The sequence below is a fragment of the Anaerotruncus sp. G3(2012) genome, assembly GCF_000403395.2.
Taxonomy (GTDB): domain Bacteria; phylum Bacillota; class Clostridia; order Oscillospirales; family Ruminococcaceae; genus Anaerotruncus.
The window spans coordinates 120,760-136,551 of sequence record NZ_KE159674.1; the positions used below are offsets into that span (position 1 = coordinate 120,760).

Genomic DNA, 15,792 nt, shown 5'->3' on the forward strand with positions numbered 1-15,792 from the left:
GGAGGCACTCTATGAAAAAAAGTACACAGGTTGCAATCGGCGGGCTCTCCGCCGCGGTCTGCCTGCTGATGCTGTTCATGACCGGGTTGATCCCGTTTTCTTCCTATGTTTTTCCCGCCTTTGCGGGGATTGTCCTGATTGCCGTTTCAGAGGAGAATGGTGTTCGGACAGCTTTGATGGTTTATCTCTCGGTTTCTTTGCTTTCCCTTTTTTTGATCCCTGACCAGGAAGCAAAGCTGTTGTTCATTCTTCTGCTGGGCTATTATCCGATGATCCGCCCGGTATTCCAACGGCTTTTTCGCCCGTTCGCCTATCTGGCAAAGCTCGTACTTTTTAATCTGGTGCTTGTAGCATTTTATTATATCTGCCTCTATGTGTTTGGCATCCCGGACCTTCTTGACGGCTGGGGCAGTTTTGGACAATATGCCACATATATTGTCCTAGGCATGGCAAATCTCACCTTTTTGATGTATGATTCCATGCTGACCCAGGTACTGCGATTCTATGTCGAGTGGTTTCGGCCCAAAATCCTACGCAAAATTTTTTAAGGCAGGTGTTTTTATGTCGGTCAGATACAGGTCGCGCTCCCGCACCAATCTGTTCCTTGTTTTGGTACTTTCGCTGTTCTGTATTCTGCTGATCGGATTCGGCGTATTTCTTTTTTTTAGAGGCGGGATCGACAGAAACGAAATCCAGCGGATCTATCAGGTGGAGGGCTTGGACCCCGCCGCCAAAATCGGCAGGCTTCCTGGCTCTGAAAACGTGGGGCAGCCAGCCAGTGAAACCGATTTCGTGTATCAGCTCAATACCGCCCCGTCCTTTACCAGGAACGGGAAGGATGGGGAACTGCTGATTGGGAATCCGGCTGTCAATCAGTATCTGATGGTGGTCGAAATCCGGCTGGAGGGCTCCGAGTCGGTTTGTTACCAGTCCCAGTTTATCGCCCCCAACCAGTACATAGAAAAGGCATCCCTCAAGCTGATCCCAGGCTCTCCTGGAGCCTATCCCGCGACCGCTTACATCAACGCGGTCGACCCTCAGACGCTCGATCTGGTCGGGACGCTGGAGACGCCGGTAACCGTCACTATCCAGGAATAAACAGCTCCGCGCCCTGAAAAGGCGCGGAGTGCTCTTTTTATGTTCTGTTTTTTCGACCGCTTGTTCTTTGGATTTTGCAGCGGAGTGGCGCACATCTAGAGCTGCTGTAATATTTTTCACACAGGTATCTATTCCCCTGCTTGATCCACTGTCATGCCGGCTCAGATTTTGCCTGTTCGCCGTATGTGTGCACCTTCCCGATCACATAAGAGGAGATGGTGACAGTCACAAGCGAGCAGGCAATCTTGCTCAGCGGGAGATAGCTCAGAGAGAGCGCCAGAACGGTGAGGTCTGTGGAAAGGTACGCGCGGGAGATCGGGATTCGGGTGAGATGGGAGATCACCAGCGCGAGCGCGTCGTCCCCGCCGGAAGCGCCGCCCCTGCGCACCACCAGCCCGACTCCCAGCCCAACAAAAAGCCCTCCAACTACCGCAGCGGTCAGCGGGTGTCCGGAAAGATCGGGAAGAAGCGGTGGAAACCGCTCATAAAATGCGTAGGAAACCGCAAAACTACAACTGGCAACGAGTGCGTACCGGGCGAACGAGGTCCCCAGAAACCGAAATGCAAGCAGATAACAGCTCACGTCCATCAGGAAACCGCTGATAGATGGGGAAATGCCGAACCAGTGGTGAAGCAGCAGGGTCATCCCCAGTACACCGCCTTCGGTGATCCCACTCGGGCTGTGCACGTTATAAAGCCCAAACGAAAGAATGGAAGCGCCGAGCACCAGCGGGCCATAGCATCTCAAAAGAGATAATGCCCGATTTGGGGAACGCATGATAACAACTCCTTTTTGGTTTTCCTGTCTTTGTTCCGCTGACAGTATTCTGAGATGAAACCAAAAATCAGGTTTCCTGCCTATCATACCACAGAATTTTTACTTTGCAACATAGGCAGAATACGGGTTCAGCTCCAAAATCTGATTGACTTTTTTAGCAGTTTCACCTATAATAGAAAAAGTGCCGTATTGCGGCAATTGGCGCGCCCACAGCTGTGCGGCGCGGTGCAAGGAGGATTAAGCAGATGAAAAAAGTTGGCAAGCCGATGTTTTTCGTGGTTGTCGCGGTTATCGTCCTGCTTACAGCGATGTCGTTCTTTGGGCTTTCGTACAGCTATGGGGACAACAAGACCACGTTCATCAAGGGCGCGGGCGATATACGCTGGGGCATCGATATCCGGGGCGGCGTGGATGTAACATTCAGCCCGCCGGACGATTATGACGCGACCGACGACGAAATGGCTGCCGCGGAATCAATCATCAAGGTGCGTCTGGTTTCGCAGAACATCACCGATTCCGAGGTTTATACCGATTATAATAAGGACCGCATTATCGTTCGATTTCCCTGGAAAGAAGGGGAGAGCGACTTCAACCCTGAAACCGCTGTGAAAGAGCTGGGGGAGACAGCGCTTCTGACCTTCCGGGAGAACACCAGCGGGCCGGTGATCCTTGAGGGTAAAGACGTTGAAAAAGCCGAAGCAGGGATCAATCCGGAGAATAACGAATATATTGTCTCGCTCAAGCTGACCAGCGAGGGTGCGAAACTGTTTGCGGACGCTACCGGGCGCCTGGTCGGGCAGAAAATTTCGATCTGGATGGACGATACCATGATCTCCGCACCGAACGTCAACCAGCAGATTCCGAGCGGGGAAGCGATCATCTCGGGAGGCTCCGGCCAGTATGCATTCACTGCGGAGGAGGCCAAATCCCTTGCGGACAAGATTAACGGCGGTGCGCTCCCGTTCAAGCTCGAGACCGAGAACTTCTCTTCGATTTCCCCGACCCTTGGGATGGGTGCGCGTGACGCGATGGTTATGGCAGGGGCGGTTGCATTCGCTCTGGTTTCGCTCTATATCATTGTGCTCTACCGCCTGCCGGGTGTGGTAGCCTGCATCGCGCTTGTTGGACAAGTTGCCGGCTCGGTAGCCTGCATTTCCGGTTTCTTCGGGAATGCCCCGTCGTTCACCCTGACACTGCCGGGTATCGCGGGCATCATCCTCTCGATCGGTATGGGCGTGGATGCGAATGTCATCACGTCGGAGCGCATCAAGGAGGAGCTGAAAAACGGAAGAACCCTGGAAGGCGCGATTGATTCGGGTTTCCAGCGCACCTTTGCAGCGATTTTTGACGGCAATATCACAATGGTGCTGGTGGCTGCGGTGCTGATGGGCGCGTTTGGACCGCCAAACAGCATTCTGGGCAATCTGTTCAGCCCAATTTTCCGCTGGTTTGGGCCTTCCGCAACCGGCGCGATCTATTCGTTTGGTTATACCCTGATTGTCGGCGTGATCTTCAACTTCCTGATGGGGGTCACCGCTTCCCGTCTGATGTTAAAATCAATCTCGAAATATAAAGCCTTCCGGAAACCCTGGCTGTTTGGAGGTGAGAAGTGATGCGTGATATTGTAGGACGCAGAAAGCTCTGGTTTACCATTCCCTGTGTCGTGCTGGTGGTTACGCTGGTCGCCTCTCTGGTGTTTGGCGTAGAGCTGGACATCAACTTCCGGGGCGGTTCGCTGGTAACCTACTCATTTGAAGGGTCGGTTGACAAGGGCCAGTTTGAGGACACGATTCAGCAGGCTTTTGGCCAGCAGATTTCGGTGCAGGAGCAGCAGGATGTCGTGACCGGCAGGACCAACTATGTTGCGAACCTGTCGGTGAAAGAGGGGATCAGCCCTGACCAGCAGATTGCGATTACCTCCGCACTTCAGGAGAAGTTCCCGGACAACAAGATAGAGGTTGTCTCGACCAGCAATGTTGACCCGGCGATCGGGCGGGATTTCTTCGTCAAGTCCATGGTAGCAGTTGCAGCAGCAGCTGTTTTGATGATCCTGTATATCGCCTACCGGTTCCGCAGGATGGGCGGATGGTCGGCAGGTGTATTCTCGGTGGTCGCCCTGCTCCACGATGTGATGTACGTGTTTGCAGCGTTTGTGCTTTTCCGGTTCCCAATCGGGGACAGCTTTATCGCGGTAGCCCTGACCATTTTGGGCTATTCGATCAATGCGACTATCGTGGTCTACGACCGGATTCGTGAAAATAAACGCTTGCTCGGGAGTAAGGTGACGGTTGACGAGGTAGTCAATGTCTCGATCAACCAGAGCCTGACGCGTTCGATCAATACAACGGTTTCAACCGTGATTGCGATGGGAACGGTCTGTGTCATCTCGGTCATCTATCATGTGGAATCAATCCTCGTTTTCTCGCTCCCAATGCTGATTGGCATGGTTGCGGGCGCCTATTCGTCGGTTTGCCTTGCCGGTCCTCTCTGGGCAACCTGGCAGAACTATAAAGCGGCGCAGAACAAACAGAAATGAAACTGAGAACAGACCGCCGGCACCCACGGCGGTCTGTTTTGACAGAATAGAGTGGAGGATGTTATGGTTGCCGGAATTTCGACTGCCTCATACTATCCAGAAGTACCGGAATTCGCTCTGAAACGGATGGCGGTTCTGGGGGTAAAAGCAGCGGAGGTTTTCATTAACGCGCCAAGCGAGCTGGAAAAGCCGTATCTGCGGGAGCTGCGCAGAATTGCGGATAGGGGAGGGGTGCGGATCGTTTCGATTCATCCGTTTACCTCGGAAATGGAACCGCTCCTGTTTTTTTCCGCATATGAACGGCGTTATCAGGATGGTCTGGAGCTTTACAAAAAATTTTTTGAGGCGGCAAATCTGTTGGGTGCTGACCTGCTGGTCTTTCACGGGGACAGAAGGCAGACACAAAGAACGGTTGAGGAATACTGTGAGCGGTTCCAAGGGGTGATGGAGGCCGGAGAACGGATGGGTGTTACGGTTGCGCAGGAGAATGTGCCGCGTTGTGCGGCATGGAATCCCGCATTTTTCCGCAGTATGGCACACTGCCTGCCGGAAGCACGCTTTGTGCTGGATGTCAAACAAAGTGTGCGTGCAGGTTTTTCCGTCTCGGAAATGGCGGGCGCGATGGGAAGGCAGATCGCCCATCTGCATATCAGTGACCGGGACGATGCCAGCGACTGTCTTACCGTCGGAAGCGGCAATTCTGATCTGGTCGGATTGATCGCACAGCTAAAATCGCAGGGGTTTGATGGAGCGGTGATCGAGGAAGTTTATCGCAACAGCTATGGGACCTATGGGGAACTGGAGGCGAGCTACGCACTGCTTTTACAGCTCGCGGATGGGAAAAAGCCGGAGAGCTTTGGCTATCTGAAAACATGACATGCCAAACCATCGGTGGGCGCACAACCCCTGTTCTGTGGAAGAAGTTCGGTCAACAGGAAAAGACCAGTTTATTTGTCCCCTCCACATTTCAAATGTGAAGGGGACAACCATGGTTTTTATCAAATGCGGCATGACCATTTGTGGTCATGTCGTTTTGTCTTTCCAGGAATGCTTTTTCTGCTTCGCGTATCCTCGGAAAATGACAATCATCCTTCCTTTTTTCCAGCAGAGAGGATGCCGAAAAAAAGAGAAAGGTGGGCAGGGGTCAAATCCCCTCAACCGCCTTGTCGAATCTGGGGGCAAGGCCAATCTTATCCGCGCCGAGATGCACCTGAAACTGATAGATGTCATGTCCCGGGAAATGATTTGCCTCAATGATGATGGGGCCTTTCTCGGTAAGTGCGACGTCCCAAGCGATATAGCCCAACTCGGGAATCCGCATGGCGGCTTGTTTGACCAGCTCGGCTGACTCTTTGCAAAACGGGATCTTTGCCCCAACCAGTGCAACGCCAGTCAGCGGATGGGTGTAATAGGCTTTCCCATCCTTATCCGCTCCGGGGGTGCAGATTTCGCCGGCTTCCATGTCGACAATGACCGCCATTCCTCCACTGTTAAGGTTGTCCACCCGTTTTCCGTTGCCAATCCGCATACTGAAAAAGACCAGATGGACTGTATCATGGTTTTTGATGGTTACCAGCCGCAGTGTATTGACCGAGAGCGGATAGATATGGCTGACCAGTGGATGCTGCACAATGAAAGCCTCCACCAGATATTGCCCGCCCTGCATCAGCATTTCGTAAAGCCCTACGATCTCACTTTTTTCCGACTGCTCAATGAATTCCACGCCACGTCCGCAAGTGCCGTCGAGTGGCTTGGCAACCATCTGGGAATGTTTTTTGCAGAACGCTTCGAACCCCTCTTTCCCGCAGACACGCAGATCGACCCAGTCCCGCCCATGGAATCCGTCAAACCGTTTGAGAAACTCGACCTTGTCCTCGAGCAGATGCCAGTTTTCCCGCGGGTTCAGAAGGCTGACATACCGGTTATTTACCCCGCGGGTGATGTAGGTGGCGCGCTGGGCAGCAGTCAGGGTGTAAAACTCGAAGACCAGATAATCCATATAACCTGCCTGGTATCGAAGGCCGCAGGAGATGATGTCGGCCAGGACCGCGAGTGTATTTTTTCCGGTCCGTTCATGGACAGTCTTAGCAGTGCGCACCATTGCGCCGTAGTCCATCCCGGCAATCCGTTTTATGATATATGTAAATTTAGGCATAAATTCCAGTCCCTTCAAACGCTATTATGTGAAACTGCCCACCTGAAAAATAGGCGAGTCGTTTTCCCCCTGCGCATATTATATCCTGTTTTTCGACTTTTTTCAACCGGCTGTTTTTTGGATGCAGTAATCTGGCTTGTTCCATGCACCTAATACATGTAAGGCAAATTCCTACAACGACAAAAAAGATAGAAAAGAGGTTCTTTCCATGAAAAATTTTTGGATTGCAGCAATTTCCCTGATGGCAGCGGTCTCGCTTGCAGCGTGCGGGGCATCCGCTCCCGCCGCCTCGTCATCCCCGTCCTCTGAAGCAGTTTCTTCTGGGGTGGTCTCTTCCGAGAAGGCGTCTTCCGAGTCTACTCCGGAAGAATCGGATGCATCTCCTGATTCCCAACAGCTCGAGAAGATGAGTGCTCCCCGTTATGTCGGAGTAGTGGACGATTTTGCGGTCAATGATGCTGGGGAGACGGTACTTATCATGAAGCCCTCCCACGGCGGAGACGCCAATGGGAGCCTCAATATCGCGCTGACCAAAGATACCTCTTACACCATAGAGGATGGCGCGCTTGCCAACGGTGCAGAACTGGAGATTTTTTATGTCCTGAATGAGAAGAATGAGGCCGTTGCGGTACAGATTAACGATACAGACGAGGTTCCGGCCGGCAGTGATGAGCTTCCTGATTTTGATATGGAGGAATCGGTGAGCTACGACGGCGTTGTTCTTTCTGTTTCTTTTGATCCTTCGAACCCCAAAGAAGGTTCGATTGAGATGACGGATTTTGATGGCCAGATGCCCTATGTCTTTCACTTTAATGAGGAGACTACGGTGGAGGGAATCGACCTGAAGGAAATCCAGCCGCAGACCAAGCTGCATATCGAGCACAGCCAGATTTCTACCCGCAGCCTGCCGCCGCAGAGCAATGCGTTTTCGATCTCTCCTTATCAGTCAGACGCACAATAAACCACAGAAATAATAGCCACAGGGGCGGCAGCATTTCGAGCTGTCGCCCCTGTTAATGATCCTGTTTTATTCTAATGATTGCATCGTGCTCCGGTATCGCTGCATTTCCTCTTCTGATACCGTATTGATGATGTTCTGTAATTCCCGGATGATAAAACTGCGTTCTTTTGGCAAATATGCGGCAGTGGGGTAAAAATTAGATTTGGAGTTTGCAAACAGATGGGTTCGTATCTGCAAATTTTGAATCAGTATCTGCAACTCTTGAATACGCTCTTTTTCTTCAGCAGGCGTGAAAAGACCTCGCTGCACCATATCAAAAAATTTTGTTTTTGGGAAGATGGTAAGTGAAGTCACAGAAATAAAGCGTGGATTCAGCTGATTGAACAGCCTTGCGCTGTTTTCCGCACTCCGAAAGCAGGAACCGTTTCCAGCTAATCCGGTCATATATACAAAATAGTATTCAATTTCTGCTTCCTCCAATTTCCTGCATTGCTCTAAAATATCCTGTGCAGTATACCCCTTATTCGCCAGCAGAAGGGTTTCATCGTCTCCACTTTCTACGCCAATACTCAGCCCGTTTACCCCCATGGCCCGCAGTTTCCTCAACTGCCAAGGTTCTTTATTTTTAATATCACGTATGCTGGCAAACATGGCAATCGTCTGGCACTTAATCAAATAGTCGCGGACTGTCAGCAGGTATGGTTTGAGCTGTTCGTACCCCAATGCAAATGGATTGGCACCTGTCAAAAAAATTCTTCGTGCATGGGGCTGATATTTTTTGATTTCCTCGAGATCCGCTTCAAACTCCGACAAATGGGATAGCCGAAATGGCTCCTGCGCATATAGATTGCAGAAGTGACATTTCTGGTAGGTGCAGCCGGAAGTTAGTTGGATGATGCAGGAACTGGCTTCATAATGCGGTCGCCATGTCCTTTCAGTGAAATGCATCGGCCCACCTCTACAAATGGCGGAGATTTTTGCGGTAATTTCGCAATTCCTCTTCACTCACACGTTCAATAATCTCGTTCAATATGGACAGGATTTCCTGCTTATCCTCTGGCAGCCTGCCTTGAACGGGTATCGGGTTGGAAGCGCCCAACGCGCCGAACCAAACGGGAATGTCCAGATGCTCCACCAATGTTTTTAATTCTTTGTATTTTTCGATTTCGGTTTCTTCCTGCCAGTTCCCTTTTTGCATTTCCGCGTAAAGTTCTGAATCGGGATAAATCGTCAGCATACTTGCCCCAATGATTTGGGGATGCAGTTGGTTGCAGATCCGCGCGGTCGCTTCCGCACCGGCTTCCCCTTGGCCTGAGCCGGAAATCCCCGTGAGGTAAAAGAAATGGTAGTGGATTCCCGCGTGGTCCAGCCGCTTGCACTCGGTTAGAATATTTTTTGACAGGTAACCCTTGTTCATAAATTCCAATGCGTTGTCATCGCCTGTTTCGACCCCGATTGTCAGATAGTCATATCCGGCATCATGCAGCTCTAAAAGCTCCTTATCGCTTTTCAAGGCAACATCCGTTATCCTCGAGAAACAGCCGATACTCCTGTTACCTGGGAAATGGTTCTGGATGCGCTCTGCGATCTCGATGAGCCGTGAGGTTTTCAGCACAAACGGGTTTGCCCCAGTCAAAAAAGTCCGGGTTATCTGCCTGTCTTTCCATAACTGCAACCGTGATTCGGCTTCTTTCAGATCGTCCTCTATGACCTCAAGCGGCGACATCCTGAATGAAAACGGCAGATCATCATAGAGTGTGCAAAATTTACACTTGTGATGGGTGCATCCTGCGGTAACTTCCAGAAGCAGGGAGGATGCTTCATATGGCGGACGCCATATCGTTCCAGTATAGTGCATAAAGATCGCTCCTTTTGTTGGTTTTGTGGTTCAGAATCGTCCGGATCAACTCCTGTATCTCAAACATATCTCAACATCCCGCGTATTTCAAGTACGGTCTTTTTTTAGCGATAGTATGATTTTGGATACCGAAGCAGCCGAAACAGCCTAAACAGCCGAATCCCATATCTTGATTTGACATCGGCTTTGGGGTATACTTTTGATGGAAAAAGAGGGGGTTTTTATGGCAGAAAACAAATTCAGCGACGAAAAGACGATCGCGCGCTGTGTTCCTATGAGCAGGCTGCAATCGGTCATAGGCGGCAAATGGAAAATTTTGATCCTGTGGTATGTGGCTTTTTATAGAGTGCAGCGGTTTGGGGAGCTGATGCGGCGTCTGGATGGGATTACACAGTCCACCCTGACGAAGCAGCTGCGGGAATTGGAACAGGATGGATTTCTGCACAGGGAGGTTTACAAGGAGATCCCTCCGAAAGTGGAATACTCCCTGACCGCGTTTGGGGAAAGTTTTATCCCAGTTCTCCAAACGATGATGGAGTGGAGCGAGACCTGGTTATGCCCGGAATATCAAAATCCATATCAGAAAAATCCATAAAAAAGAGCGAAACAACGATTGCCGGTTGTTTCGCTCTTTTTTATCAGATTTCCGGTGGAGGGCACTGCAAATAGGTCTGCGCATCCTGCCGAGCCAGTTCGATAAAATCGTTTAGCGCCCGGTTCAGGCGATAGTTTTTGGGGTAGGCCACCCCGAACTGGAACCTCGGGTAGCCGGGCAGATAAAACCATGCAATGTCCCGGTGATTTGTGACGCGCGACTGTGGCACAATAGAAACGCAGACGCCCAGTGCAGCCAGCTGTTGCAGGAAAGAGTTAAAGCTGGATTCCATCATAATCCGTGGGTGGAACTGTTCCCGTTCAAAAATCGGGTCGATCAGCTCGGTGCGCATCGTGGAGCTTTTCAGAGCAGTGGCGAAGGCTTCATCCTTCAGGAGGGAAAGGTCAATGATATTGCAGGGCTGCTGGTCTGCCGGGCCTGCGAGCTGGGCAACCGGATGGCTGCGCTGCACCCCGAGCAGCAGGTTTTCCGCACTCAGCGGGATATACTCTGCTTCATAGATTTCCGGTCTTCCCCCCAGGACAAAGGCAATGTCCAGCTGACCCGTCAGCAGCATATCCAGCATTTCCGGCACCAGAAGCTGGTGGCATTGGATCGAGATACCGGGGTATTTTTGATGGAACGGCGGGTAGATGCGTGCGAACATATCCGAGCTGTGCTCGAAGGTCAGCCCTACATGGTAGGAGCCGGTATGGCAGTTGGCGAGGTCTTGCAGCTGGGCATAGGTAGCCTGCCGCAGTGCGAGCATCTGCTTTGCGGCATCCAGGTAGACCCGCCCGGCTTCCGTCGGCTCCATATGGCGGCGGCGACGGTTGAAGAGCGGGATGCCCAGGTCTTTTTCCAGCTTGAGCAGCTGCTGGTTCAGCGCCGATGGGGTGATGAACAACCCCACCGCAGCATCGCTCATGGTTCCATATTTTTCAATTGCAACTATATATTCCAACTGCTTTAAATCCATTGCCAATCGCTTCCTTCCAGTTTTGCTATAAAAAAACATTGGTGAAAAGATAGAAAAAATAGAGAAAAGTTTATACTATTTCACAAGCAATCATTCCTGTTTTATCAATTTGACAAATAGTTGACAGACTGATTTATGCAAATTGTGTATGGATTCCAGGTGAAGAATATAACTATTAGAAAAACTTAATGAAAAACTAAATTTAATTAACTTTACTTATTTATATGGGAATTTTATAATAAAACCATGACGCAAGAGGAGAGAAACTGTTCAAAAAGCTTGCAAAGCAAAACGAAAACGGAGGAGGAATTTTTTCATGTCATTTTTGAAATGGCTTGACAAGAACTTCGAATATGTTTGCCTGGCATTCTTCCTGGTAATCATGACGGTTCTGTCGTTTGCGAATGTTATCCTGCGGTATTGTTTTAAAAGTCCGCTGGGCTGGTCGGACGAAATCTGCTGCTATTGCCTTGCACTGAGCGCATTTTTCTGCCTGTCCTGTTCCATCCGGCACCGCAGTGCGATCCGGGTGGACACTTTGACGGTGATGCTGCCCAAAGCAGTGCAAAATGTCCTGAATTATGTCTGCAATGCCATTATGATCGTATTTATGGGCTTTTGCATCAAAGGTGGGCTGGAGGTCGCAGCGAACGCGGCAAGCGTCAACCAGAAAAGCCCGGCGTTGCAAATCCCGGTTGCGGGGCTTTATCATGTCATGACCTTCTGTTTTGCCCTCAGTATCTTCCGATTGGTTCAGATCATCATTCTCGATTTTAAGGGTGTAAAGGAGGAAGCATAATGGCAATCGGTTTGTTTCTGCTCCTGCTGGCGGTATTTCTGGTCATTTCTCTGCCGGTAGGCGGTGTGTTTGGACTGCTGGCGATGCTGCCGAACCTGCTTGGCGGCCTCAACTATGGTCCTTCTGATGTTGTGCGCGGCATGTTCTCGGGCATGAACAGCTTCACGCTGCTGGCGGTCCCGCTGTTTATGGTATCCGGCATGATTATGGCGGAAGGTGGCCTTTCCAAGCGTCTGTTCGACTTCTTCGCCTACTTCATTGGCAACAAACGTGCAGGTTTCCCTTGTGCGGTGGTCGTAACCTGCATGTTCTATGCAGCGATTTCAGGTTCCTCCCCTGCGACTGTTTCTGCGGTTGGTGCTATGACCATCCCTTTCCTGGTCGAAATGGGCTATGACCTGGTATTTGCAACTTCGATCGTGACAGTGGCCGGTGGGCTGGGCGTCATTATCCCGCCTTCCATCTCGTATATCGTCTATGCGGCGGCAGCGAATACCTCCCCGTCATCGCTGTTCATCGCGGGCATCATTCCTGGCGTGCTGATCGGCGTTGCTTTGATGGTCTACTGCTACATCTACTGCATCCGCAAGGGTGAGGACCGCGAGAAGCTGATGGCAAACTACCAGTCCATCCGCGCAAAAGGCTTTCTGCCGCTGTTCAAGGAGAGCTTCTGGGCATTGCTGACCCCGGTTGTGATTCTGGGCTGTATCTACTCCGGCATCTGCTCCCCGACCGAAGCGGCGGTGATCTCGGTCATTTATGGTCTGTTGGTCTGTATTTTCGCCTATAAGACATTGCGTGTCAAGGACTTGGGACGGGTATTCGTCTCCGGTGCAAAGACCTATGTAAATATCCTGTTTGTCATCGCGGCGGCAAATGCGTTTGCGCGGGTCATGACCCTGCTGCGCTACCCGCAGACGATCTCCAAAGCTGTGCTCAGTGTGACCGACAACAAAATCGTGATCCTGCTGCTGATGAACATTATCATGCTGGTGTGCGGTATGATTATCGACAACATCCCGAACATCATGATTCTGACTCCGATCCTGCTGCCGATCGCAACCGCTGTCGGTGTGGACCCGGTTCACTTCGGTATCATCATGACGGCAAATCTGGCCATCGGCATGGTCACACCGCCGATGGGGATCAACCTGTTTGTCGCCTCGGGTATGACCAAAATTCCCATGATTAAGCTGGCAAAGGCAACTGTTCCATTCCTGATCGCGTTTATCCTCTGCCTGCTGCTGATTACCTTCTGTCCGCCATTAAGCATGATGCTGGTTTAAGCGCCAGAAAATGCAGAACTCTCTGCGAAATCCAAATGGACAATCTTGTTCCAAAGGGTGTAAAAGGTCTTTGCCTTTTCTATTATACCAAACAAAAGGAGAAAAAACTATGAAAAAAGTAATTGCTTTGACACTTGCTCTTTCTGCCGCTTTGAGTCTGGCGGCCTGCGGATCGTCCGGCTCCTCCAGCAGTGCGGCGGCTCCGGCAGCTCCGGCTGCATCTTCCGCAGCATCCGCATCTACTTCCGATGCCGCGCCTGCGGCCACCGGTGAGGACTACGGAACCTACAACTGGACCGCGGCAATGACGGTTGCGGAGACCACCACCAACTACAAGATGGTTGAAAAATTCAAACAGTTGATCGAGGAAAAATCCGGCGGCAGCATCACTGTGGATATCTATCCCGGCGGGCAGCTTGGCAATACGACCGAGTTCACCGAAGCGGTTGTCGCAGGCTCGATTGACATTGGTACCGGTATGACCACCGACCTGGTGGACTTTGTGCCGGAGATGGGGCTGTTTGATATGCCCAACCTGTTCAGCGATGTACAGCAGATGCGTTCGGTGCTTTCGAGTGACTATGCCGCCAACACGCTGAACAGCTATTGCGAAAATGCGGGTGTGCATATGCTGGGCTACTCGGACGCGGGCTTCCGTCAGCTGAGCACCAATAAGAAGGTAAATTCGCTGGCTGACCTGCGTGGACAGAAAATCCGCACCATGACCAACAACTACCACATTGCTTATTGGAATGCGCTGGGTGCAGCAGCTACTCCGATGCAGTTTACCGAGGTGTTCATGGGCCTGCAGCAGGGCAGCATCGACGGTGAGGAGAACCCTTATATGAACATCGTCGGAAACAACTTCCAGGAAGTCCAGAAGTACATCGTTGAGACCAACCATCTTGGCCACATCATCACCTTCTTCATGAGCAACAGCCTGTACCAGAGCCTGCCTGAGAACACCCGCGCACTGGTAGACGAATGTGCAAATGAAGCGGTTCAGTTTGCCGCAGGCACCGCTGATGAGGAGATCGCGGCCGATAAGCAGGTCTGCATCGATGCCGGCTGCGAGATCCTCACCTTCAGCGACGAGGATATGGCAGCCCTGAAAGAGCAAGCCCAGGTCGTTTATGACATGGTTCGTGAAAATCTGGGGGACGAAAAGGTAGACGGACTGCTGGAAGCGATTGCGGCAGCCTGAAATGGAGCAAAAGGGGCGCGCTGAATCAGCCGCCCCTTTTTACAGTGCAGGATCTCTTTATACAGTCAACATACTTGAAACGGATTCTGGTTTCAAGCAGCGGGCAAATCCCGCAGGCATACTTGTTGACGATGCAATGTAAAACAGAGCGGCCAAAGGGGCTCCCTGCGCGGCTTTTTGGCCACAGGCTTCAAAAGAATATTTTGAAGGGTTTCGTTAGAGCTGGTTTGAAAATAGAGAAATGGACGGGTATTTCGTAAAAAAGTGAGCGGCTGCAAGGGAAAGTGCAGAAATGCCCGCTGTATTTCATGTGCTTTTGACGCGGAAGATACCAATTTTGCAGCAAAAGAGGCTGACTCGATTTTTCAAATGGCCCCCTAGAATGGCTGGACTGGAAAGGAGCATTTCTTTGGACTTTTTAATCAAGAATGGATTGGTCTACGATCCCGCCCAAGCGTGCCTGGAGCGTCGGGATGTGGCGTTGGAAGATGGAAAGATCGCCTGTCCCGATCCGCAGAGAAGCTATCGGCAGGTGGTTGATGCCGACAACTGCATTGTGACCACCGGGCTGATCGACTACCATGTACATTATTTCTACCGTGGCACCGAAAATGGGGTGAATCCGGACGCGAGTTCCTTTTGCTGCGGCGTCACAACTGCGGTGGATGGCGGGAGCTGCGGCGCAGGGTCCTACGAACTCTACCGGCGTACGGTGATGGCATCCAGCGATGTGCGAATCCTGAACTGCCTTCTCGTGGCGTCCGGCGGGCAGGCGACCGATCGGTATCCGGAAAACCTCGATCCGGCTTTCTTTGATGAGGCAAAGATATGCCGCCTGTTCCAGCAGTACCCGGACAATCTGGTGGGGCTGAAAATCCGAATGTCCAACGGAATCGTCGCCAGAGGGCAGGCAGAAACTTCCCTGCGGCGGGCTGTCGAGATCGCCGAAAAAGTGGGAACGCGGCTGGTGGTGCATGTGACCAGCCCTGTGATTCCACTGGATCAGCTGGCGGCAATGCTCCGCCCTGGTGACGTGATCTGCCATATCTATCAGAACCGCGGGGAACATACCTGTCTGGATGCGCAGGGCAGAGTGTTGCCCGGCCTGTTGGAAGCACAGAAACGCGGGGTGCTGTTTGATGCATCCAACGGGCGCAGCAACTATGATCTGGAGACCTGCCGGAAAGCGGTGGAACAGGGATTTGTGCCGGATATTATCAGCAGCGATATCAATACCTCCAGTTGCTTTTTGCAGCCGCTGCACAGCCTGCCGCGCATCCTGTCCAAGTTTTTGGATTTTGGCATGGGCCTGCCCCAGGTGCTTGATGCGGCGACCGCCGCACCCGCTAGGCTGATCGGCCGGCCTTCTCTGGCGAGCATGGCGGAAGGGACTGAGGCGGATGTGTGTATTCTGCGGCTGAAAGAAAAAAAGGTGCCATATGAGGATATCAATGGGAACCGCTTCGAAGGCAGCCGGGTTTTGGTGCCGATGATGACCTTCAAAGGCGGAGAATGCAAATTCTGTCAGGCCGATTTTTGTTGA

Annotated in this window: 16 protein-coding genes; 11 read left to right on the forward strand and 5 right to left on the reverse strand. The window is 51.6% G+C overall.

The window, feature by feature from the left end; all coding sequences use genetic code 11:
* Positions 1-11 precede the first annotated feature (11 nt).
* Together C814_RS14355 and C814_RS22380 are read left to right on the forward strand one after the other, a co-directional pair.
* Positions 12-548, forward strand: coding sequence for a hypothetical protein (locus C814_RS14355; protein ID WP_016316069.1), 537 nt, complete (start codon positions 12-14; stop codon positions 546-548).
* Positions 549-561: 13 nt separating this feature from the next.
* The gene (locus C814_RS22380) at positions 562-1,098 is read left to right on the forward strand and encodes a hypothetical protein (RefSeq protein ID WP_016316070.1); all 537 of its coding nucleotides are present in this window, start codon (positions 562-564) and stop codon (positions 1,096-1,098) included.
* A 151-nt stretch (positions 1,099-1,249) separates the two neighbouring features.
* On the opposite strand, the gene C814_RS14360 is transcribed toward C814_RS22380, so the two are convergent.
* Positions 1,250-1,876 carry a YitT family protein gene (locus tag C814_RS14360; protein ID WP_016316071.1) on the reverse strand — a complete coding sequence of 209 codons (627 nt, stop codon included), beginning with the start codon at positions 1,874-1,876 and terminating at the stop codon, positions 1,250-1,252.
* A 245-nt stretch (positions 1,877-2,121) separates the two neighbouring features.
* Between C814_RS14360 and secD the strand changes: the two genes are divergently transcribed.
* The 3 genes from secD to C814_RS14375 all read left to right on the forward strand — a co-directional run bounded on the left by secD (position 2,122) and on the right by C814_RS14375 (position 5,288).
* Positions 2,122-3,489, forward strand: coding sequence for a preprotein translocase subunit SecD (secD, locus tag C814_RS14365; protein ID WP_016316072.1), 1,368 nt, complete (start codon positions 2,122-2,124; stop codon positions 3,487-3,489).
* Positions 3,489-4,412, forward strand: a complete 924-nt coding sequence (gene secF / locus C814_RS14370; RefSeq protein WP_016316073.1) for a protein translocase subunit SecF — start codon at positions 3,489-3,491, stop codon at positions 4,410-4,412. The genes secD and secF overlap by 1 nt, the downstream gene beginning before the upstream one ends.
* Positions 4,413-4,475: 63 nt before the next feature.
* Positions 4,476-5,288: a sugar phosphate isomerase/epimerase family protein gene (locus tag C814_RS14375; RefSeq protein WP_016316074.1), complete on the forward strand. Its 813-nt coding sequence runs from the start codon at positions 4,476-4,478 to the stop codon at positions 5,286-5,288.
* A gap of 268 nt (positions 5,289-5,556) precedes the next feature.
* On the opposite strand, the gene C814_RS14380 is transcribed toward C814_RS14375, so the two are convergent.
* Positions 5,557-6,567, reverse strand: coding sequence for a sugar-transfer associated ATP-grasp domain-containing protein (locus C814_RS14380; RefSeq protein WP_016316075.1), 1,011 nt, complete (start codon positions 6,565-6,567; stop codon positions 5,557-5,559).
* A gap of 208 nt (positions 6,568-6,775) precedes the next feature.
* Between C814_RS14380 and C814_RS14385 the strand changes: the two genes are divergently transcribed.
* Positions 6,776-7,528, forward strand: a complete 753-nt coding sequence (locus C814_RS14385; protein ID WP_016316076.1) for a hypothetical protein — start codon at positions 6,776-6,778, stop codon at positions 7,526-7,528.
* 66 nt (positions 7,529-7,594) lie between these two features.
* Here C814_RS14385 and C814_RS14390 read toward each other — a convergent pair whose 3' ends face one another.
* Positions 7,595-8,476 carry a radical SAM protein gene (locus tag C814_RS14390; protein WP_016316077.1) on the reverse strand — a complete coding sequence of 294 codons (882 nt, stop codon included), beginning with the start codon at positions 8,474-8,476 and terminating at the stop codon, positions 7,595-7,597.
* Between the two features lie 10 nt (positions 8,477-8,486).
* Complete coding sequence (locus C814_RS14395; RefSeq protein ID WP_016316078.1) at positions 8,487-9,386, reverse strand: radical SAM protein; 900 nt, start codon at positions 9,384-9,386, stop codon at positions 8,487-8,489.
* Between the two features lie 223 nt (positions 9,387-9,609).
* Here C814_RS14395 and C814_RS14400 point away from each other — a divergent pair, with 223 nt between their 5' ends.
* Complete coding sequence (locus tag C814_RS14400; RefSeq protein WP_016316079.1) at positions 9,610-9,981, forward strand: winged helix-turn-helix transcriptional regulator; 372 nt, start codon at positions 9,610-9,612, stop codon at positions 9,979-9,981.
* A gap of 43 nt (positions 9,982-10,024) precedes the next feature.
* On the opposite strand, the gene C814_RS14405 is transcribed toward C814_RS14400, so the two are convergent.
* Positions 10,025-10,960: a LysR family transcriptional regulator gene (locus tag C814_RS14405; RefSeq protein WP_016316080.1), complete on the reverse strand. Its 936-nt coding sequence runs from the start codon at positions 10,958-10,960 to the stop codon at positions 10,025-10,027.
* A 316-nt stretch (positions 10,961-11,276) separates the two neighbouring features.
* On the opposite strand from C814_RS14405, the gene C814_RS14410 reads away from it, so the two are divergent.
* The 4 genes from C814_RS14410 (at position 11,277) to C814_RS14425 (ending at position 15,792) form a co-directional block, all read left to right on the forward strand.
* Positions 11,277-11,759 (forward strand): TRAP transporter small permease, encoded by a 483-nt coding sequence (locus tag C814_RS14410; protein ID WP_016316081.1) that lies wholly within the window; start codon positions 11,277-11,279, stop codon positions 11,757-11,759.
* Entirely contained in the window at positions 11,759-13,045 is a 1,287-nt protein-coding gene (locus C814_RS14415; protein ID WP_016316082.1) for a TRAP transporter large permease, read from the forward strand. The genes C814_RS14410 and C814_RS14415 overlap by 1 nt, the downstream gene beginning before the upstream one ends.
* A gap of 109 nt (positions 13,046-13,154) precedes the next feature.
* Complete coding sequence (locus C814_RS14420; protein WP_016316083.1) at positions 13,155-14,249, forward strand: TRAP transporter substrate-binding protein; 1,095 nt, start codon at positions 13,155-13,157, stop codon at positions 14,247-14,249.
* A gap of 409 nt (positions 14,250-14,658) precedes the next feature.
* Positions 14,659-15,792 (forward strand): metallo-dependent hydrolase, encoded by a 1,134-nt coding sequence (locus tag C814_RS14425; protein ID WP_016316084.1) that lies wholly within the window; start codon positions 14,659-14,661, stop codon positions 15,790-15,792.

Coding starts and splice junctions, on each gene's coding strand:
- secF (WP_016316073.1), top strand. CDS start 3,489: ATGCGTGATATTGTAGGACGCAGAAAGCTCTGGTTTACCATTCCCTGT.
- C814_RS14405 (WP_016316080.1), bottom strand. CDS start 10,960: ATGGATTTAAAGCAGTTGGAATATATAGTTGCAATTGAAAAATATGGA.
- C814_RS22380 (WP_016316070.1), top strand. CDS start 562: ATGTCGGTCAGATACAGGTCGCGCTCCCGCACCAATCTGTTCCTTGTT.
- C814_RS14380 (WP_016316075.1), bottom strand. CDS start 6,567: ATGCCTAAATTTACATATATCATAAAACGGATTGCCGGGATGGACTAC.
- C814_RS14395 (WP_016316078.1), bottom strand. CDS start 9,386: ATGCACTATACTGGAACGATATGGCGTCCGCCATATGAAGCATCCTCC.
- C814_RS14355 (WP_016316069.1), top strand. CDS start 12: ATGAAAAAAAGTACACAGGTTGCAATCGGCGGGCTCTCCGCCGCGGTC.
- C814_RS14385 (WP_016316076.1), top strand. CDS start 6,776: ATGAAAAATTTTTGGATTGCAGCAATTTCCCTGATGGCAGCGGTCTCG.
- C814_RS14390 (WP_016316077.1), bottom strand. CDS start 8,476: ATGCATTTCACTGAAAGGACATGGCGACCGCATTATGAAGCCAGTTCC.
- C814_RS14410 (WP_016316081.1), top strand. CDS start 11,277: ATGTCATTTTTGAAATGGCTTGACAAGAACTTCGAATATGTTTGCCTG.
- C814_RS14360 (WP_016316071.1), bottom strand. CDS start 1,876: ATGCGTTCCCCAAATCGGGCATTATCTCTTTTGAGATGCTATGGCCCG.
- C814_RS14415 (WP_016316082.1), top strand. CDS start 11,759: ATGGCAATCGGTTTGTTTCTGCTCCTGCTGGCGGTATTTCTGGTCATT.
- secD (WP_016316072.1), top strand. CDS start 2,122: ATGAAAAAAGTTGGCAAGCCGATGTTTTTCGTGGTTGTCGCGGTTATC.
- C814_RS14400 (WP_016316079.1), top strand. CDS start 9,610: ATGGCAGAAAACAAATTCAGCGACGAAAAGACGATCGCGCGCTGTGTT.
- C814_RS14420 (WP_016316083.1), top strand. CDS start 13,155: ATGAAAAAAGTAATTGCTTTGACACTTGCTCTTTCTGCCGCTTTGAGT.
- C814_RS14375 (WP_016316074.1), top strand. CDS start 4,476: ATGGTTGCCGGAATTTCGACTGCCTCATACTATCCAGAAGTACCGGAA.